Consider the following 16327-nt stretch of genomic DNA (forward strand, 5'->3'; position numbering starts at 1 on the left):
CGGCGGCTGTTCGCGCGCATGCGGGCGGGCTGCGGGATCACCCGAAGGCGGCCGGCCCTGTGCTGCGGATCACGGGTCCGGGCGGCGCCGGCGCCCGTCCTGCGCGACATCCGGTCGCGCGAACGAGTTTCCGCACGGGCCGGCGCGCGGCGGAGCGGGCGGCCTCCTGGGGCTAGCAGCTACATTGCCGGGGCTCATGGCCGACCGCCTCGACATCTCGCAGCGCAAGAAGGACCACCTCGCCCTGTGCGCCGGCGACAACGTCGGATTCCGCGACAAGACCAGCCTCCTGGAGCAGGTCGAGCTGGTCCACGACGCCTTGCCCGAGTTCCACCTCGACGACGTCGACCCGAGCGTCGAGCTTTGGGCAAGCGCCTCAAGGCGCCCGTCGTCATCGCCGCGATGACCGGCGGCACCGACGAGGCCGCGGTCATCAACCAGGACCTCGCGCGCGCCGCCGACCAGCTCGGCCTCGGCTTCGGCCTCGGCAGCCAGCGGGCCATGTTCGTCCGCCCGCACACGGCGCACACCTTCAAGGTCCGCGAGCACGCCCCCAACGTCCTCTTGCTCGGCAACCTCGGCATCGTCCAGGCCCGCAGCATGACCACCGCCGAGATCGCGACCCTGTGCCGCGACACCGGCGCCGACGCCCTCTGCATCCACCTCAACCCGGCCATGGAAATCGTCCAGCCGGGCGGCGATCGCGACTTCTCGCAGGGCCTCGACACCCTGCGCCGCCTCGTCGGGGAGCTGCACATCCCGATCGTCGTCAAGGAGACCGGCTGCGGCCTGTCGCGCGGCGTCGCCGAGCGGGTGCGCAGCGTCGGCGTCGAGCACCTCGACGTCAGCGGCTCGGGCGGCACCAGCTGGGTCGCCGTCGAGGCTCACCGCGCGGTCGACCCTGACGAGCGGGCCCTCGCCGACGAGCTGTGGGACTGGGGCATCCCCACCGCCGCCAGCGTCTTGCAGGTCCAGGGCCTCGGCTTCCGCGGCATCGTCGCCACCGGCGGTCTGCGCACCGGCAGCGACGTCGCCCGCGCCGTGGCCCTCGGCGCCACCGCCGGCGGCCTCGCGGCGCCGGTGCTCAAGGCCCACCGCGCCGGCGGCTTCGACGGCGTGGTCGCCTTCCTCCGCCGCGTCGTCCTCACCGTCCGCAGCATCATGCTCCTCACCGGCTCGCGCACCGTCGCCGACCTGCAGCGCGCCCCGCGGGTGCTCGGGCCCACCCTCGCCCGCTGGGTCCCGGAGCCGCGGCGATGACCATCCCGCTGCACCCGCGCGCCGAGGCGCACGGCAAGGTCATCGTCCTCGGCGAGCACGCCGTCGTCTACGGCTACCCCGCCGTCGCCGCCGGCCTGCCGCAGGGCGTCGTCCTCGAGGCCCAGCCGCGGCCCGACCCGCGCCTGCCCGTCACCCTCACGATCCCCGCCTGGGACCTCGACCTCGAGCTGCACCCCGCCAGCGACCACCCGGTCGCGCGCGCCTGCCTCGAGGTCCTCGCCCACTGCGACGGCCCCGTCACCGGCTGGGCGATCCGTGGCGCCAGCGCCTTGCCCTCACGCGCCGGCCTCGGCTCCTCCGCCGCGCTCACCGTGGCCCTCGCCCGCCTGGTCTATGGGCCAGACGCGAGCATCGACGACGTCGTCGCCGCCTCGCTGGCCGGCGAGCGCGTCTTCCACGGCGAGCCCTCGGGCCTCGACAGCCGCGTCGCCGCCCAGGGCGGCGTCCTCCGCTACGTCCGCGGCGAGCCCCCGCGCGCCATCAACCCCGGCGCCCCGCTGCCGCTGTGCATCATCCCCAGCGGCATCCCGCGCAGCACCGCCGATCAGGTCGCGCGCTGCCGCAGCCGCCTCGAGCACCTGCCGAGCGTCGTCCGCCCCGTGCTCATCGCCGTAGGTCAGGCCGTCGAGTCGGGCATCCACGCCATCGAGCACGGCGACCTCGACACCCTCGGCGTCCTCTTCGACGTCGCCCACGGCCTGCTCGGCGCCCTCGACGTCTCCTCGCCCGCGCTCGACCGCATGGCCGCCGACGCGCGGGCCGCCGGCGCACGCGGGGCCAAGCTCACCGGGGCCGGCCGCGGCGGCTGCCTGCTCGCCCTCGTCGGCGACGCCCCCGAAACCCTCACCGCCGCCTTCCCCAACCTCCGCCCGCTGTTCGTCGAGGTCGCCGCGTCATGAAGAGCGCCCGCGCCGTCGCCCACACCAACATCGCCCTCGTCAAGTATTGGGGCAAGCGCGAGTCATCGCCGGCCGACCTCAACCTGCCGGCCGTCGGCTCGCTGTCGCTGACCCTCGATCGCCTGCGCAGCGAGACCACCGTCGCGCCGGCCGACCAGGACTCGTTCCACCTGAACCAAGAGCCAGCTTCGGGCGAGGTCGCGGCCAAGGTCCTGCGCCACCTCGATCGCGTGTGGCAGGCCGCCGGTCACGCGGGCGCGCGCCCCACCTGCGAGGTCCGCTCGCACAACTACCTGCCGACCGCCGCCGGCCTCGCCAGCTCCGCCTCCGGCTTCGCCGCGCTGACCCTCGCCGCCGCCGCCGCATTCGAATACGACCCCGGCCGCCCCGCGCTGTCCGCCCTCGCGCGCCGCGGCTCCGGCTCGGCCGCGCGCTCGCTGTGGGGCGGCTTCGTCCGCCTCGACCGCGGCGTCCTGCCCGACGGCAGCGACTGCCGGGCCTACCCGCTGCAGCCGCAGTCGTTCTGGGACGTCCGCCTGCTCATCGTCCACACCGAGAAGGGCCCCAAGGCGATCGGCTCGACCGCCGGCATGCAGCGCAGCCGCGACACCTCGCCCTACTACGGCCCGTGGGTCGACACCTCCGAGGCCGACCTCGCCGCCGCCGAGGCCGCGCTGGCGGCCCGCGACTTGCCTGTCCTCGGGGACATCCTCGAGCACTCCTGCTTCAAGATGCACGCCTGCATGATGGCCAGCCGCCCGCCGATCGTGTACTGGCGCGGCGCCACCCTCGACGTCATCCACGCGGTGTGGCGCCTGCGCGCCGAGGGCCTGCGCGGCTACGTCACCAGCGACGCCGGCCCGCACGTCAAGGTGCTGTGCGCCGAGGACCAGGCCGAAGAGCTGGCCGTCCGCCTGCGCGCCGTCCCCGGCGTGCACGCCGTCGACGTCGTCGGCCCCGGCCCCGATCCGACCGTCGAGGTGTCCGCGTGACCCGCCTCGCCGTCTCCGCCCCGGGCAAGGCGTTCCTCATCGGCGAGTACGCGGTGCTCGCCGGCGCCACCGCCCTCGTCACCGCCGTCGGTCGCCGGGCCGTCGCCGCCGACTGCGACGACCCCGATCGTCCGCCGGCCTCGCCGCTGACCGAGGCCGCCTACGCCCATGTCCGTCAGTTCCTGTCCGAAAGCGCAGGAACCAAAGCACCTGGCCCATTGACCAGCGTCGACACCGGCTCGTTCGCCGCCGGGGCGCGCAAGCTCGGCCTCGGCAGCTCGGCCGCCGCGGTCGCCGCGGTCGTCGGCTTCCACCTCGCCGAGGCCGGCCACGACCCCGAGGACCCGGCCGTCCGCGCGGTCGCCCTGCGCCTGGCCCAGGCCGCCCACGCCCAGGTCCAGGGCGGCGGCAGCGGGGCCGACGTCGCCTGCGCCGTGCTCGGCGGCACGATCGCCTTCACCCGCGGCGAGGCCCCCGTCCCGGTCGCTCATCCGGCCTGGCTGCACGTCGGCTTCTTCGACGCCGGCGCCCCGGCCGACACCGCCTCGTTCGTGCAGCAGGTGCGCGCCGCCGGCGAGCGCGACCCCGCTGCCTACGCGGCCGCCACCACCCATTGCGCCGCGCCGCCGAGCTGTTCCGCAGCGGCTACGACAGCCCCGACGCCGCGATCGGCCTCACCGCCATCCGCGACGCCGTCGCCCTCCACAACGACGGCCTGCGCGCGCTGCAGCGCATGAGCGACGCGCCGATCGTCACCCCGACGATCGCCGCGATCGTCGACCAGGCCGCGCGCATGGGCCTCGCCGCCAAGCCGAGCGGCGCCGGCGGCGGTGACCTCGTGGTCGTGTTCGCCAGCCGCCAGGCCGACCTCGACCTGCTCGCCGAGCGGCTGCAGCGCGAGCACAACTTGTGCGCGATCGGCCGCCTCCCGGTCGCCGCGCCCGGCCTGCGCCGCGACGAGCGGCCGCCGCTGTCCTCGCGCATGTCGGGCTTCTTCCGCCTCGGCGTCGACGGCCGCCGCGACGCGGTCGCCAGCGCCACCCGCATCGCCCGCGACCGCTTCGCCGCGCTCGACCCCGGCAGCCTCGACCTCGGCAGCGCCGACAACCTGATCGAGAACGTCATCGGCACGCTCGAGCTCCCGCTCGCCGTCGCCACCAACTTCCGCATCAACGGCCGCGACTTCCTGGTGCCGATGGCCGTCGAGGAGGCCTCGGTGGTCGCCGCCGCCTCCAACGCCGCCAAGATGATCCGCGCCGGCGGGGGCTTCTACGCCCGCAGCGACCCGCCGTGGATGATCGCCCAGGTCCAGCTCACCGCGCCGAAGGGCAGCCAGGCCGCCGAGCTCGCCGTCGCGGCCGTCCACGCCGCGCGGGCCGACCTGCTCGCCCTCGCCGACTCGGCCCACCCGCGCCTCGTCGCCCGCGGCGGCGGCGCCCGCGATCTGCTGGTCCGCGTCCTCGCGCCCGACATGCTCGTCGTCGACGTCGTCGTCGACTGTCAGGACGCCATGGGCGCCAACCTCCTCAACACGATCGCCGAGGTCCTCGCGCCCCGCCTTTCGGACATGACCGGATGGACAGCCGGTCTGCGGATCCTCAGCAACCTCGCCGATCGTCGGCGCGCCCACGTCACCTGCCGCGTGCCTCCGGGCGCGCTGGCCGGGCGCGGCTTCTCGGGCGCCGCCGCCGCGGCCGGCATCGCCTCCGCCTCGCGCTTCGCCGAGCTCGACCCTACCGCGCCGCCACCCACAACAAGGGCGTCATGAACGGCGTCGACGCGGTCGCGCTCGCCACCGGCCAGGACTGGCGCGCGATCGAGGCCGGCGCCCACGCGTACGCGGGTCTCACCGGCGCCTACCGTCCGCTCGCCACCTGGCGGGTCGACGCCGACGGCTGGCTCAGCGGCGCGATCAGCCTGCCCGCGGCTGTGGGCGTCGTCGGGGGCGCCACCAAGGTCCATCCCGCGGCCAGGCTCGCGCTCGAGATCCTCGGACCGAGCTCGGGCGCGGAGCTGGGGCAAGTCATGGCCGCCGTCGGACTCGCCAGCAATCTCGCGGCCTTGCGCGCGCTCGCCACCGAGGGCATCCAGCGCGGCCACATGTCGCTCCACGCCCGCTCCGTCGCGCTCGGGGCCGGGGCTCAGGGCGCGGAGGTCGACCTCCTCGTCCACCGACTCGTGGAGTCGGCCGAGATCAAGCACGATCGCGCCGTCCTCCTGCTGCACGAGCTCCGATCCGAAACCCGTTAGACTCCCGCTCACGTGTGCGAGCCCCACGGCGGCCTCGCTCCTCCTGCACCAGCACGATCGACCCGCCGTCCCTACCTCGCCTCGTCTGCTACTCCTCGGAGAACCCGCCATGGTCAGCGCCACGGAACCCCGCCTCTTCTGCGTCCCTCCGCCTCCCGAAGGCGACCTCGAGGGCCAGCGCGTCAGCTCGCCCGACGGCGCCCCGCCCGGGCCGTGGACCCTCGAGACGGCCTACCGCTACTGCGAGCGCATGGCCACCACGCACTACGAGAACTTCCCGGTCGCCTCGCGCTTCCTGCCGGCGCACCTGCGGCCGAACATCATGGCGATCTACGCCTTCGCCCGCACCGCCGACGACTTCGCCGACGAGCCGCGCTTCGAGGCCCGCCGCGTCGACGCCCTCGATCGCTGGGAGCAGCTGCTGGTCGCCGCCTACCACAAGGAGATCCAGCACCCGGTGTTCCTGGCGCTGCGCGACACGGTGCGCCGCCACAACATCCCGATCGGCCCGTTCAAGGCGCTGCTGACCGCCTTCCGCATGGACCTCACGCAGAAGCGCTACGGCACGTTCGCCGAGCTGCGTCACTACTGCAAGCACTCGGCCCACCCGGTCGGCCAGCTCGTGCTCTACGTCCACGGCCACCACGAGCCCGAGCTGCACCGCTTCAGCGACGAGATCTGCGCCGCCCTGCAGATCGCCAACTTCCTGCAGGACCTGAGCGTCGACACCCCGCGCGGCCGCTGCTACCTGCCCGAGGAGGACCTCGTCCACTTCAACGTCACGCGCGAGGACCTGCTCGCCGGCCGCCACACCCGCGCCTTCAAGGAGCTGATGGCGTTCTCGGTGTCGCGCTGCCGCAGCATGTTCCTCCGCGGCTACCCGCTGATCCGCCGCGTCGAGCCCGGCCTGTCGATGGAGCTCGAGGCGACCTGGCGCGGCGGCATGGCCATCCTCCAGCGCATCGAGGACCTCGACTACGAGGTGCTCGGCTTCCGCCCCACCCTCGAGAAGCAGGACATGCTCGGCATCGCCGCGCGCTCGATCTTCTCGTTCGGCCGCCGCTTCCTCCGCGGCGAGGTGTAGCTGTCCGATGGCCCAGTTCATGGAACTCGCGCGCACGATCCCGAGCGGCGCCGCGGCGCTGTGGCGGCGCTTGATCCAGCGCTCCAACTCGAACTTCAAGTTCGCGTTCCTGTTCCTGGGCCCCGAGCAGCGCGAGGGCCTGCAGCAGGTCTACGAGTTCTGCCGCGTCGTCGACGACATCGTCGACGAGCGCGAGCCTGGGCCCGAGGGCGAGGAGTCGGCCCGCCGCGCCCTGGCCGGCTGGAGCGCCGAGGTCGCGCGGATCTACGGCGACGCCTACGTCGACGACGACCCGCCGCACACCGAGCTCGGGCGCCAGCTCGCCGAGAGCAACAAGCACTTCCACTACCCGCGCGAGGCCTTCGACGAGATTATCGCCGGCGTGGCGATGGACCTCGACCGCAGCACCTACGACGACATGGAGCAGCTGCGCCTGTACTGCTACCGCGTCGCCAGCTGCGTCGGCTTCCTGTGCGTGGCGATCTTCAAGGACCAGCGCGAGCCGGCCCGCCGCTACGCCGAGCACCTCGGGCTCGCGCTGCAGTACACCAACATCCTCCGCGACGTCGCCGAGGACGCCGCGCGCGGCCGGATCTACCTCCCGCTCGAGCTGCTGGCCCGCCACGGCCTCGGGCCCGACGACATCTTCAACTACCGCTACGACGGCCGATTCGTCGGCGCCGCCGCCGACTTCGCCGCCGCGGCCGAGCGCGAGTACCACGCCGCCTGGGCGCTGCTGCCGGAGATCCAGCAGCGCCGCCTCTTGCCGGCCGAGATCATGGGCCGCACCTACTACGAGATCTTGCAGGAGATCCGGGCCCGCAACTACAACGTGTTCACCCGCCGCGCCTCGCTGCGCCGCCGCGACAAGCTCCGCGTCGCCTTCCTCGCGCTGGCCCGCGCCGGGGCCAGCGTCCTGTCCTGAGCGCCCTGTCCTGAGGGCCATGTCCCCCAGAACCTGTCGCTTCGGCCCTGTCCTCTCGAGAATGCCCTTTCCGTCATGTCCGAAAGCACCCGCAGCGTCATCGTGATCGGCGGCGGCCTCGCCGGCCTGTCCGCCGCAGTGCGCCTGGCCGAGGCCGGCCGGGTCGTCACCCTGGTCGAGGCCACGCGCGCCGGCGGAGGCCGGGCCCGCTCGTTCCACGACGCCACCCTCGACCGCGAGGTCGACAACGGCCAGCACCTGATGATGGGCTGCTACCGCGAGACCCTGGCGTTCTTGCGCGCGATCGACAGCACCGACGGCATCTACTTCCAGAAGAACCTCGAGGTGACGATGGTGAAGCCGGGCGGCAAGCGGCTGCACCTGCAGTGCCCGGCCCTGCCGGCGCCGCTGCACCTCGCCACCGGCCTTTTGGCCATGCGCGGCCTCGGCCTGCTCGACAAGGCCGCGGCCCTGCGCGCAGGCCTCATGCTGCGCGGCGAGGTCCAGCGCCCCGACGACAACGAGACCTGCGACAGCTGGCTGCGCCGCCTCGGCCAGACGCCGACCCTGCGCAACGCCTTCTGGGACCCGCTCATCTGGGGCACCCTCAACGACGACCCGCTGGTGTCGTCGGCGGCGATGTTCACCGCGGTGCTCGACCGCGCCTTCCTCACCAGCCGCGACGCCTCGCGCCTCGGCGTGCCCAAGGTCCCGCTGTCGCGCCTCTACGTCGAACAGTCGCTGGCCTACCTGCGCGCCCGCGGCTGCGAGCTGCGCCTCGGCGAGTCGGTGCGCGCGCTCGAGGTCGTGAACTCTCGCGTCACCGGCGTCACCCTCAAGTCGGGCGACACCCTCGCCGCCGACGTGGTCGTCTCGTCCGTCCCCCCGCAGGCCTTCCTCGACATGCTCCCGGGCACCTTGCCGAGCCACCCCGTCTACCAGGACATCGCCCGCCTGCGCCCGTCGCCGATCGTCAACCTGTGGTTCTCGGTCGACCGCGCCCCGTTCGAGGACCCGTTCATCGGCCTGGTCGCCGGCCCGCTGCACTGGATGTTCAACCGCTCGCGGATCGAGGGCGAGGTCGGCGGCGAGGTCATGATGAACTGCACGATCAGCGCCGCCCGCTCGTGCGTCGACGACCCGCCCGAGACCTTGCAAGCGCTGCTGCAGTCCGAGCTGCAGCGCTACTTCCCGGCCGCCGGCCCGCAGGGCCCCAAGATCAAGCGCTTCAAGGTCATCAAGGAGAAGCGCGCCACCATCTCGCACGCCGCCGGCACCTACCACTGCCGCCCCGAGGTCACCGGCCCCGTGCGCGGCCTCTACATGGCCGGCGACTGGGTCCGCACCGGCCTGCCCGCCACCATCGAGTCCGCGGTCCAGAGCGGCCACGACGCCGCCAAGGCGATCCTCACCAGCGAGCGCAACTGAAGCGCCGCGGCGCCGCGAGCTCCTCGCAGCGACGGTCCCGGCGCACGAACTCGTCTCGCACGACCCGCAGCGCTCGCGCCGCTCCGCGAACAGGCGCCCGCTCGGCGCTCGCGCATAGCGAATGGACGGGCGCCGCGAGCTCCTCGCAGCGACCGCCCTCGCCGCTCCTTGCTCGCATGACCCGCTCCGTGCTGCCTGACCCCGCTCTGGCGCTCCCGCGCGACATGGGCGACGCTGCCCGGCGTGCCGATCGCCGTCGACGTCCGTCCAGCCCCTGAACAGCTCGTCGACGCCGTCCGCAAGCTCCGCGCCGCCGGCCACGGCGACGAGCCGGCCGTCCTCGTCCACGACCTCGATCGCCTGCGCGCCAAGCTCGACGCCCTCGCCGCGGCCTTCGCCGCCCCGCGCGCCCTGCACACCGTGGCCATCAAGGCCAACCCCCTTCTAAACGTCCTGCGCGTCGTCGTGGCCGCCGGCGCCGGCCTCGAGGCCGCCTCGATCGAAGAGGTCCACCTGGCCTTGCGAGCAGGTTGCAACCCCGATCGGATCGTCTTCGACTCGCCCGCCAAGACCGAGCCCGAGCTGGCCGAGGCGCTGCGCCTGGGTCTGCGGATCAACGCCGACAACTTCGCCGAGCTCGAGCGGATCGCCGCCCTCCACGGCCCCGCCAGCGCCAGCCGGATCGGCCTGCGGATCAACCCCGAGCTCGCCGAGGCCGCCCTCGCCCTCACCAGCGTCGGCCACCGCGGCAGCCGCTTCGGCGTCCCCCTGTCGCAGCGCCCCGCCATCGTCGACGCCTTCGTCCGCTACCCCTTCCTCACCGGCCTGCACGTCCACATCGGCTCGCAGGGCGTCACCATCCCCGAGCTCGTCGACGGCGTCGCCCGCGTGTGGCAGCTGCGGCGCGAGCTGCTCGCCGCGCGACCTGTCCCGATCGACATGTTCGACCTCGGCGGCGGCCTGCCCGCGCAGTACCGCGACGACGCCCCGCGCCTCACCCCCGCCGCCTACGCCGCCGCCCTGCGCGCCGCCGTCCCCGACCTGTTTCACGGCGACGCCCTGCTCGTCACCGAGTTCGGCCGCGCGCTCCTGGCCGACTGCGGCTTCGTCGTCTCGCGCGTCGAGGTCGTCAAACCCGGCCCCGTCGCCGTCCTCCACGTCGGCGCCGACCTGTTCGTGCGCCGCGTCTATCGCCCCCACGAGTGGCACCACGACTTCATCGCTCTCGGCCGCGACGGCCTGCCCCTCGCCGGCGACCTCGTCCCCACCACCCTCGCCGGCCCGCTCTGCTTCGGCGGCGACGTGCTCGCCCGCGACCTCCCGCTCCCGCCGCTGTGCGTCGGCGACCACGTCCTGATCCGCGACACCGGCGCCTACACCCTGTCGATGTGGTCGCGCTACTGCAGCCGCGCGATCCCCCTGGCCCTCGGCCTCGACCGCGGCGAGGTCACCGTCCTGCGCCCGCGCGACAGCATCGCCGACGTCGTCGCCTTCTGGGGCGGCTAGCCCTTCAGACATGTCGTTGCGGGCATGACCCATCAGACATATCCACACCGACATGTCCCGAAGCGTCAAGCCGCCGCGCACCTCTCGTTCGCAGCGGCGCACCGGGTCGCTGCTCGACGACGACGGCCCGCTGCCGGCGCCGCCGCAGTTCGACACGCCGTCGCCGCCGGCCCCCTTCGCAGGACGCCATCCCGACCGACGTCGTCGACGTGTCGGTGTCGCCGGTGGTGGTCGTGCCCGATGGGGGTCGGCGCGATGGTCGTGCCGGTGGTCACGTCCGGGCCGGTCGTCGGGTCGCCGCCGACTTCGCGCGCATCTCGACGGCCGCCGGCCGCTCCGCGTCTGCGCTGCGACCCGCGATTCGACCGTGCGAGATCACGCCGGAGCGCCGGCCTTCACCCCGCCGCCGGCGCCGCCGGCTCCCGCGGCGCCGAGACCCGCTTCCGGCCGCGCCGCGAGTACGAGCGCCACGCCGCATGCCCTACCCGCCCGCCAGACCCTCGCGCGCGGCGAGATTGACCCTCCTCCGCCACCTTTCTTAAAGTCATGAATCGGAGCCGCGACGACCATGCCCTTGCCTTCGAAGAGCTCGCCACGCCCCGTGGCCGTCCCTACGTGCGCGTGGCCGTCACCGGCGAGTTCGACCTCGCCGACGCCCAGCAGTTCGTCACTCGCTTCGGCAAGGACGGGCCCTACTTCATGAAGCCCTCGATGTCGGTGGTCCCGCGCGGCACCGAGTACACCAGCGACGCGCGCAAGCACCTGCAGACCATGGGCGACGCCGGTCCGACCGCCACCGTCACCACCAGCCCGCTGGTCCGCGCCGCCGTCAACCTGATGGTGCGCCTGAGCGGGCGTAAGAACACCCTCCGCATGTTCGGCACCGAGGCCGAGGCGCTCGCCTGGCTCGACGAGCAGATCGCGAAAACCGGCTAGCGGGACCTGTCCCTCGGGCCATCGCCGCGCTCGAACCGGGCGCGACGCTCGACCCTGCCTCCGTTATCCTTCGACCATGCTCGGCGCGCTGCAGCTCCACTCACGAGAGGCCTTCCAGATCTGGCTCGCCGGCGATGTCGAGGTCCGGGACGAGCTTTACGCCCTGATCGGCGAGCCGCTCGCCACCGACCTCGACTCGCTCGACGTCCTCGAGGCCTTCCTCCTGGCCCGCTACCGCACGCAGCGCAAGATCTTGCAGCTCGGCGAGCGCGAGATCCTCGACGCCGCGGCCCGCCACGTCGGCCTCGTCATGCTGCTCAACCTCGACGGCGCGGCCTGGGCGATCGAGCTCGACGACGAGGACAACGCCTACTACCGCCTGCCGATCGTCCGCCTCGCCGACGGCGCCGAGGAGTGCCCGCTGACGATGATCACCGCCGCGCTCGATCGCCGCAAGCGCGGCTACCTGCGCGGCATCGTCGACAGCTACGCCTGACGGGCCGCGAGCGCACCTGTCCGAGAAGACACCTGCCGGCAGCGCTCGCCGCCGCCTAGTGGTCGAGCATCGGCTTGCCCTCGTGCGCGACCAGCAGGTCGTGCATGTCGTTGGCGTGCTCCTCTTCCTGCGCGAGGATCTTCTCGAGAAGCATCCGCGTCGTCGGGTCGTGCTCGGCGAAGTAGCGGATCATCTCGCGGTACGTCTCGATGGCGATCCGCTCGGCCACCAGGTCTTCCTTGATCATGTCGACCAGGTTCTTGCCCTCGACGTACTGCGACGCCGAGCGGCTCGACAGCCCGTCGGGGTTGAAGTTGGGCTTGCCGCCGAGCTGGTTGATGCGCTCGGCGATCCACAGCATGTGCGCCTCTTCCTCCTGCGCGTGCTCCTCGAACTCCGCCTTCACCGACTCACTGGCGATCCCGGTCGCCGTGACCGCGTGGAAGCGGTAGCGGAGGACACAGACGATCTCGGTCGCCAGCGCCTCGTTGAGCACGCGGATCGCCGTCTCGACGTCGGCGCCGTAGTTGGGCGTGAGCGCCCCCTTCTCGAGGTGCTCGCGCGCTCGCTTGCGGATGGTCGCGATGTCGGTGGAGAAACTGCCTTGCCCTGTCGTCATGGCTTCTCCATGGCACGAGCGCGGCGGCACGCACCTGCACGCCGGCGACGCTTCCCGCTCCCCCCGTAAAACCGTCCCAATCGGCCTCCCACGGCCCATCGCCGGGCCCGCCGCGGACTCGGCGCCAGCCTCGGCCGACCTCGCCAGGCCGCTGGGCGCTAGGCGCGCCTCACAACGCTCGAGCTCGCTGGATCTGGACCTGTCCTGAAGACCAGCTCCCGTCGGACGCCGAACTCGAGTTCGCGGAACTCGTCCGCACCTCGCGGGCGACCGAATTCGTACCTGTCCCGAAGAACAGCGAGCCAAGTTGGGCGACGCCTCGAGGGAAGAAGGACCCGTCGGTCCCGCGCGGTCGCCTACGCCCACACGCGCCAGCGTGCTGCACTGCGACCTCCAGCCGGAGAACGTGTCACGGCGCGCCGCATCGGCGCCGCTGCTGCCGAGCGCGGCCCGTCGCAGTCGCGGGCCTCACCCGACCCCACCAGCCCCGCGACCAGCGCTGCCCGGCGGCCTCAACCGGCAGCGCGCAGCGGCGCCAGCCCGACAGGAAACGCGATCGGCCGCCCCCCGTCGCGCCGCAGCGGCCCCGACAGGTGGAACTCGTGGCCGAGCAGCGCCTTGCAGGTCTCGCGGATCGCCGCGGTCGCCACCTGGCGGGCCACGCACGCGTGCGGCCCCTCGCCGAACAGGAAGTCGGGGTGCTCCGGCCGGTCGACGCGGAAGTGCTCCGGCTCGTCCACGCGCGCCGGATCGAAGGCCGCGGCCGCAGTCGCCACCACCACCGTCGCGCCCGCGGGGACGACCACCTCGTCGGCTGTCCCTTGGGCCAGGTGATGACTCTGCCCGCAGATCCGCGCCAGCATCAGGCGCGGCGGCGAGAACCGCAGCGCCTCGCGCAGCACCGCCCACAGCTTGTCGTCGTCGCCGCTCGCCGCCGCCGCGCGGGCCACCTGCAGCGCGCCCGGGCGGTCGATCAGCTCGCCGAGCGCCAGCGAGATCGACGCCGCGATCGGCTCGACCCCCGCCACCAGCAACCCCAGCAGCACCTCGCGCAGGCGACGCTCCTCGAGCCGCAGGTGCGTCACGTTCTGCAGCGCCACCAGCCGGCCCAGCACGTCGTCGCCGGCCATCCGCCCCGACGACCGCTGAGCCCGGCGCGAGGCCACCATCGTATCCGTGTAACCGCCGAGCTCCGCCGCGGCCGCGCGCGCCTCCTCGTGGATCTCGCTGTCGCCCGTCGGGTTGCGCTCGATGTCGCGGCCGATGGCGTCGACCCACCGCACCAGCGTGCTCTCCTCCGGACCTCCGACCCCGATGTACTCGGCGGCCACGCGACCGGCCACGACGTGGGCCAGATCTCGCACCACCTCGAAGCGACCCTGGCGGTAACCGGCCGAGACCGCCGCGGTGGCCGCCTCGTGGGCGATCGCCGCCACCCGGTCGGCATCGTCGCCGCGGACGCACAGCCGCACCAACGCCGCCTCCGCCGCCGCGCGCGGCCCCTCGCGCTCGTCGAGCGAGAACCCGCCGAACAGCGCCTGTCGCCTGGCCTCGAGGGCATGTCCCAAGAACACATCGCCGCGGGTCAGCACCTCGATCGCCTCGGCCTGGCGCGTCACGACCACCAGGTTCGGCGCGGCGAAGATCGGCCGCTCGCGCTGCAGCTCGGCGAACAGCTCGCGCGGGCGCTCCGCCAGCCACCGCAACGTCAGGGCCCTGCGCGCTCCGGCCTCGCTCGCCGCGTACTCGCGGAGAAAGCTCATCGCCCAACGATACCGGTCCGCCCGGCAACGGACAAATGCTCGGCCACCCGCGCGGCCGGCGTGAACCTCCCCGCGCATCCGCGATCGCCGGTCCTGCCCGCGGCCCGGCCGCCGCGGGTCCGACCCGCGGGTGTCATCCGCGGCTCATGGCCTCGACCACCGCCGCCAGCATCGCCTCGTCCGTCAGCCCGCCGGCGACCGCGTCGGCGTGCAGGTCCATCGACTCCAGCGCACCCGCCGTCACCGGTCCGAGCGCGATCAGCCGCGCCCTTCGCAGCACCTCGCGGGTCAGCGCCTCACCGTGGGCCTCCATCAGCGTCTCCACGAAGTGTCGCGCAGTCTTGCCGCTGGCGAAGCAGATCGCGTCGGTGCCCTCGCCGCCGTGCTCCGGCGGCAGCAGCGAGCGCGTCAGCAGCCCCGGCACCTTCGGGCGGATCACGCGGTAGCCGATCACCAGGCGGTAGCTCCCGCCCGCCGCGCGCACCGCCTCCGCGATCAGGTCGCGGCCCTCGTCGGCGCGCACGTGCAACCAGCGCCGGGCCAGCAGCCCGCGCGAGCCGAGCGTCTCGACCAGCCCCTCCGAGCGGGCCGCCGACGGCACGATGTCCGGCCGGATCCCGCGCTCCCAGCACGCGGTCGCGGTGCCGGTGCCGATCGCCGCCAGGCACTTGCCGTGCAGCGCGCGGACGTCGAGCTCGAGCCCGGCGAGCGCGTCGAACCACGCGCGCACCCCGTTCGGGCTCGACAAAATCACTCCGTCGATCTCGTCGAGGCTCTGGGCCGCCGTGCTCAGCGCCGCCAGATCCTCGGGCGGCGCGATGTCGAGGCACGGCACCGACACCGCGTCGGCGCCTTGGCCGGCGAGCAGCTGCAGCAGCTCGCTGGCCTGATGCCGCGCCCGCGTCACCACCACGCGCTTGCCGAACAGCGGCCGGCGCTCGAACCACTGCGTCGTCCGCCGCAGGTCGACCACGCTGCCGACCACCATCACCGCCGGCGGGCGCAGCCCTTCGGCCTCCACGCGGTCGGCGATCTGGGCCAGCGGCGCGATCACGGTGCGCTGGATCCCGCGGGTGCCCCAGCGGATCACCGCCGACGGCGTCGCCGGATCGCGCCCGGCCGCGATCAGCCGCTCCGCGTTCTGCCGGCAGTTGCGGACGCTCATCATCAGCACCAGCGTACCTGTCCCTTTGGCCAGGTGCTCCCAGTCGACCGCCCGGCCGCCCTTCTCGTACGCCTCGTAGCCGGACACCAGGCTGACGCAGGGCGCGTGGTCGCGGTGCGTCACCGGGATGCCGGCCGCCTCGGGCGCGGCGATCGCCGCGCTGACCCCGGGCACGAACTCGAACGGGATCCCGCGGGCCGCCAGCACCTCGGCCTCTTCGGCGCCGCGGCCGAACACCATCGGGTCGCCGCCCTTGAGGCGCACCACGAACAGGCCGGCCGCCGCGCGCTCGACCATCAGACGATTGATCGCCTCCTGGTCCGGCACCGGCTCGCCGTGAGCCCCGCCGTGAGGGCTCTCGGTGCGCTGGAACAGGTGGACGTCCGCGCGGCAATGGGAGAAGAGGGCCGGATTGACCAGGTAATCCGCGATCACCACGTCCGCGCGGGTCAGCCGCTCGCGGCCCGCCAGGGTGAGGAGTTCCGGGTCCCAGGGACCGGCGCCGACGATCGAGACGAAGCCCGTCACGTCGGCAAAGATAGCCCACCTACCGACGAATGGCTCCAAGGACGCGCGCGTCCGCGCCCCCGCCCGCGGAAAGCCGCGGCATGTCCGCGACCCCCGCGTCCCAGGGGCGCACTCGCGCGCCTCCGCGGCTCGGCGCCCGCCGCCCTCACGGCCCGCGTCCGCGAGCCCGCCGGCGACTTGCTCGATTCCCGTCCGACCTCCTGCGACGCATGTCAGCCCCGATGCTCCCCGCTCCACGGCTCCGCTCGACCGCGACCGATGCTCCTCGCACGTCAGCCCGGGCCTGCTGATTACGAATCAGCTGCTCTGCTGGCGGCACACCAGCCCGGGAAGCTCTACCAGCGACCCTATCGGCGGCCAACTACCATGACGCGCGAACCCGCGCAAGCCGCCCCCCGGCGCCTCGATCCAGGGCCGCCCGCCGCGCTCTTGGGGGTACGTGGGGCCTCGCGCCG

The 16327-nt window shown here is 73.6% G+C and carries 14 protein-coding genes and 1 pseudogene; 12 read left to right on the top strand and 3 right to left on the bottom strand.

Features of this window, described 5'->3' with window-relative positions:
* Nucleotides 1-196: 196 nt before the first annotated feature.
* From OV079_RS12495 to OV079_RS12555, 12 genes and pseudogenes are all read left to right on the top strand, one after another.
* Nucleotides 197-406 carry a hypothetical protein gene (locus OV079_RS12495; RefSeq protein WP_267768527.1) on the top strand — a complete coding sequence of 70 codons (210 nt, stop codon included), beginning with the start codon at nucleotides 197-199 and terminating at the stop codon, nucleotides 404-406.
* Nucleotides 364-1260 carry a type 2 isopentenyl-diphosphate Delta-isomerase gene (gene fni, locus OV079_RS12500; protein ID WP_267768528.1) on the top strand — a complete coding sequence of 299 codons (897 nt, stop codon included), beginning with the start codon at nucleotides 364-366 and terminating at the stop codon, nucleotides 1258-1260. Before OV079_RS12495 ends, fni begins: the two co-directional genes overlap by 43 nt.
* Entirely contained in the window at nucleotides 1257-2180 is a 924-nt protein-coding gene (gene mvk, locus OV079_RS12505; RefSeq protein ID WP_267768529.1) for a mevalonate kinase, read from the top strand. The genes fni and mvk overlap by 4 nt, the downstream gene beginning before the upstream one ends.
* Nucleotides 2177-3172, top strand: coding sequence for a diphosphomevalonate decarboxylase (mvaD, locus tag OV079_RS12510; RefSeq protein WP_267768530.1), 996 nt, complete (start codon nucleotides 2177-2179; stop codon nucleotides 3170-3172). Before mvk ends, mvaD begins: the two co-directional genes overlap by 4 nt.
* Nucleotides 3169-3909, top strand: a complete 741-nt coding sequence (locus OV079_RS12515; RefSeq protein WP_267768532.1) for a mevalonate kinase family protein — start codon at nucleotides 3169-3171, stop codon at nucleotides 3907-3909. The genes mvaD and OV079_RS12515 overlap by 4 nt, the downstream gene beginning before the upstream one ends.
* A pseudogene (locus tag OV079_RS12525) lies at nucleotides 3906-5422 on the top strand (hydroxymethylglutaryl-CoA reductase, degradative). The gene OV079_RS12515 and the pseudogene OV079_RS12525 overlap by 4 nt, the downstream one beginning before the upstream one ends.
* Before the next feature lie 109 nt (nucleotides 5423-5531).
* Nucleotides 5532-6506, top strand: coding sequence for a squalene synthase HpnC (gene hpnC / locus OV079_RS12530; RefSeq protein WP_267768534.1), 975 nt, complete (start codon nucleotides 5532-5534; stop codon nucleotides 6504-6506).
* Nucleotides 6507-6525: 19 nt separating this feature from the next.
* Nucleotides 6526-7431 carry a phytoene/squalene synthase family protein gene (locus tag OV079_RS12535; RefSeq protein ID WP_267768535.1) on the top strand — a complete coding sequence of 302 codons (906 nt, stop codon included), beginning with the start codon at nucleotides 6526-6528 and terminating at the stop codon, nucleotides 7429-7431.
* Nucleotides 7432-7506: 75 nt separating this feature from the next.
* Nucleotides 7507-8859: a hydroxysqualene dehydroxylase HpnE gene (gene hpnE, locus OV079_RS12540; RefSeq protein ID WP_267768536.1), complete on the top strand. Its 1353-nt coding sequence runs from the start codon at nucleotides 7507-7509 to the stop codon at nucleotides 8857-8859.
* Nucleotides 8860-9102: 243 nt separating this feature from the next.
* The gene (locus tag OV079_RS12545) at nucleotides 9103-10365 is read left to right on the top strand and encodes a type III PLP-dependent enzyme domain-containing protein (RefSeq protein WP_267768537.1); all 1263 of its coding nucleotides are present in this window, start codon (nucleotides 9103-9105) and stop codon (nucleotides 10363-10365) included.
* Nucleotides 10366-10911: 546 nt separating this feature from the next.
* The gene (locus OV079_RS12550; protein WP_267768538.1) at nucleotides 10912-11301 is read left to right on the top strand and encodes a hypothetical protein; all 390 of its coding nucleotides are present in this window, start codon (nucleotides 10912-10914) and stop codon (nucleotides 11299-11301) included.
* Nucleotides 11302-11377: 76 nt separating this feature from the next.
* Nucleotides 11378-11797, top strand: a complete 420-nt coding sequence (locus tag OV079_RS12555) for a hypothetical protein (RefSeq protein ID WP_267768539.1) — start codon at nucleotides 11378-11380, stop codon at nucleotides 11795-11797.
* Between the two features lie 55 nt (nucleotides 11798-11852).
* On the opposite strand, the gene OV079_RS12560 is transcribed toward OV079_RS12555, so the two are convergent.
* The 3 genes from OV079_RS12560 to cobA all read right to left on the bottom strand — a co-directional run bounded on the left by OV079_RS12560 (nucleotide 11853) and on the right by cobA (nucleotide 15872).
* Nucleotides 11853-12416, bottom strand: coding sequence for a ferritin-like domain-containing protein (locus OV079_RS12560; RefSeq protein ID WP_267768540.1), 564 nt, complete (start codon nucleotides 12414-12416; stop codon nucleotides 11853-11855).
* Nucleotides 12417-12928: 512 nt separating this feature from the next.
* Nucleotides 12929-14179: a cytochrome P450 gene (locus OV079_RS12565; protein WP_267768542.1), complete on the bottom strand. Its 1251-nt coding sequence runs from the start codon at nucleotides 14177-14179 to the stop codon at nucleotides 12929-12931.
* A 133-nt stretch (nucleotides 14180-14312) separates the two neighbouring features.
* Nucleotides 14313-15872: a uroporphyrinogen-III C-methyltransferase gene (gene cobA, locus OV079_RS12570; protein ID WP_267768543.1), complete on the bottom strand. Its 1560-nt coding sequence runs from the start codon at nucleotides 15870-15872 to the stop codon at nucleotides 14313-14315.
* Between the last annotated feature and the right edge of the window lie 455 nt (nucleotides 15873-16327).

This window comes from Nannocystis pusilla, from assembly GCF_026626665.1.
Lineage (GTDB): Bacteria > Myxococcota_A > Polyangia > Nannocystales > Nannocystaceae > Nannocystis > Nannocystis pusilla.

Bases quoted from the DNA above. Each gene is read 5' to 3' on its own strand.
- OV079_RS12495 (WP_267768527.1), top strand. From the start codon at position 197: ATGGCCGACCGCCTCGACATCTCGCAGCGCAAGAAGGACCACCTCGCC.
- mvk (WP_267768529.1), top strand. From the start codon at position 1,257: ATGACCATCCCGCTGCACCCGCGCGCCGAGGCGCACGGCAAGGTCATC.
- mvaD (WP_267768530.1), top strand. From the start codon at position 2,177: ATGAAGAGCGCCCGCGCCGTCGCCCACACCAACATCGCCCTCGTCAAG.
- hpnC (WP_267768534.1), top strand. From the start codon at position 5,532: ATGGTCAGCGCCACGGAACCCCGCCTCTTCTGCGTCCCTCCGCCTCCC.
- OV079_RS12535 (WP_267768535.1), top strand. From the start codon at position 6,526: ATGGAACTCGCGCGCACGATCCCGAGCGGCGCCGCGGCGCTGTGGCGG.
- hpnE (WP_267768536.1), top strand. From the start codon at position 7,507: ATGTCCGAAAGCACCCGCAGCGTCATCGTGATCGGCGGCGGCCTCGCC.
- OV079_RS12550 (WP_267768538.1), top strand. From the start codon at position 10,912: ATGAATCGGAGCCGCGACGACCATGCCCTTGCCTTCGAAGAGCTCGCC.
- OV079_RS12555 (WP_267768539.1), top strand. From the start codon at position 11,378: ATGCTCGGCGCGCTGCAGCTCCACTCACGAGAGGCCTTCCAGATCTGG.
- OV079_RS12560 (WP_267768540.1), bottom strand. From the start codon at position 12,416: ATGACGACAGGGCAAGGCAGTTTCTCCACCGACATCGCGACCATCCGC.
- OV079_RS12565 (WP_267768542.1), bottom strand. From the start codon at position 14,179: ATGAGCTTTCTCCGCGAGTACGCGGCGAGCGAGGCCGGAGCGCGCAGG.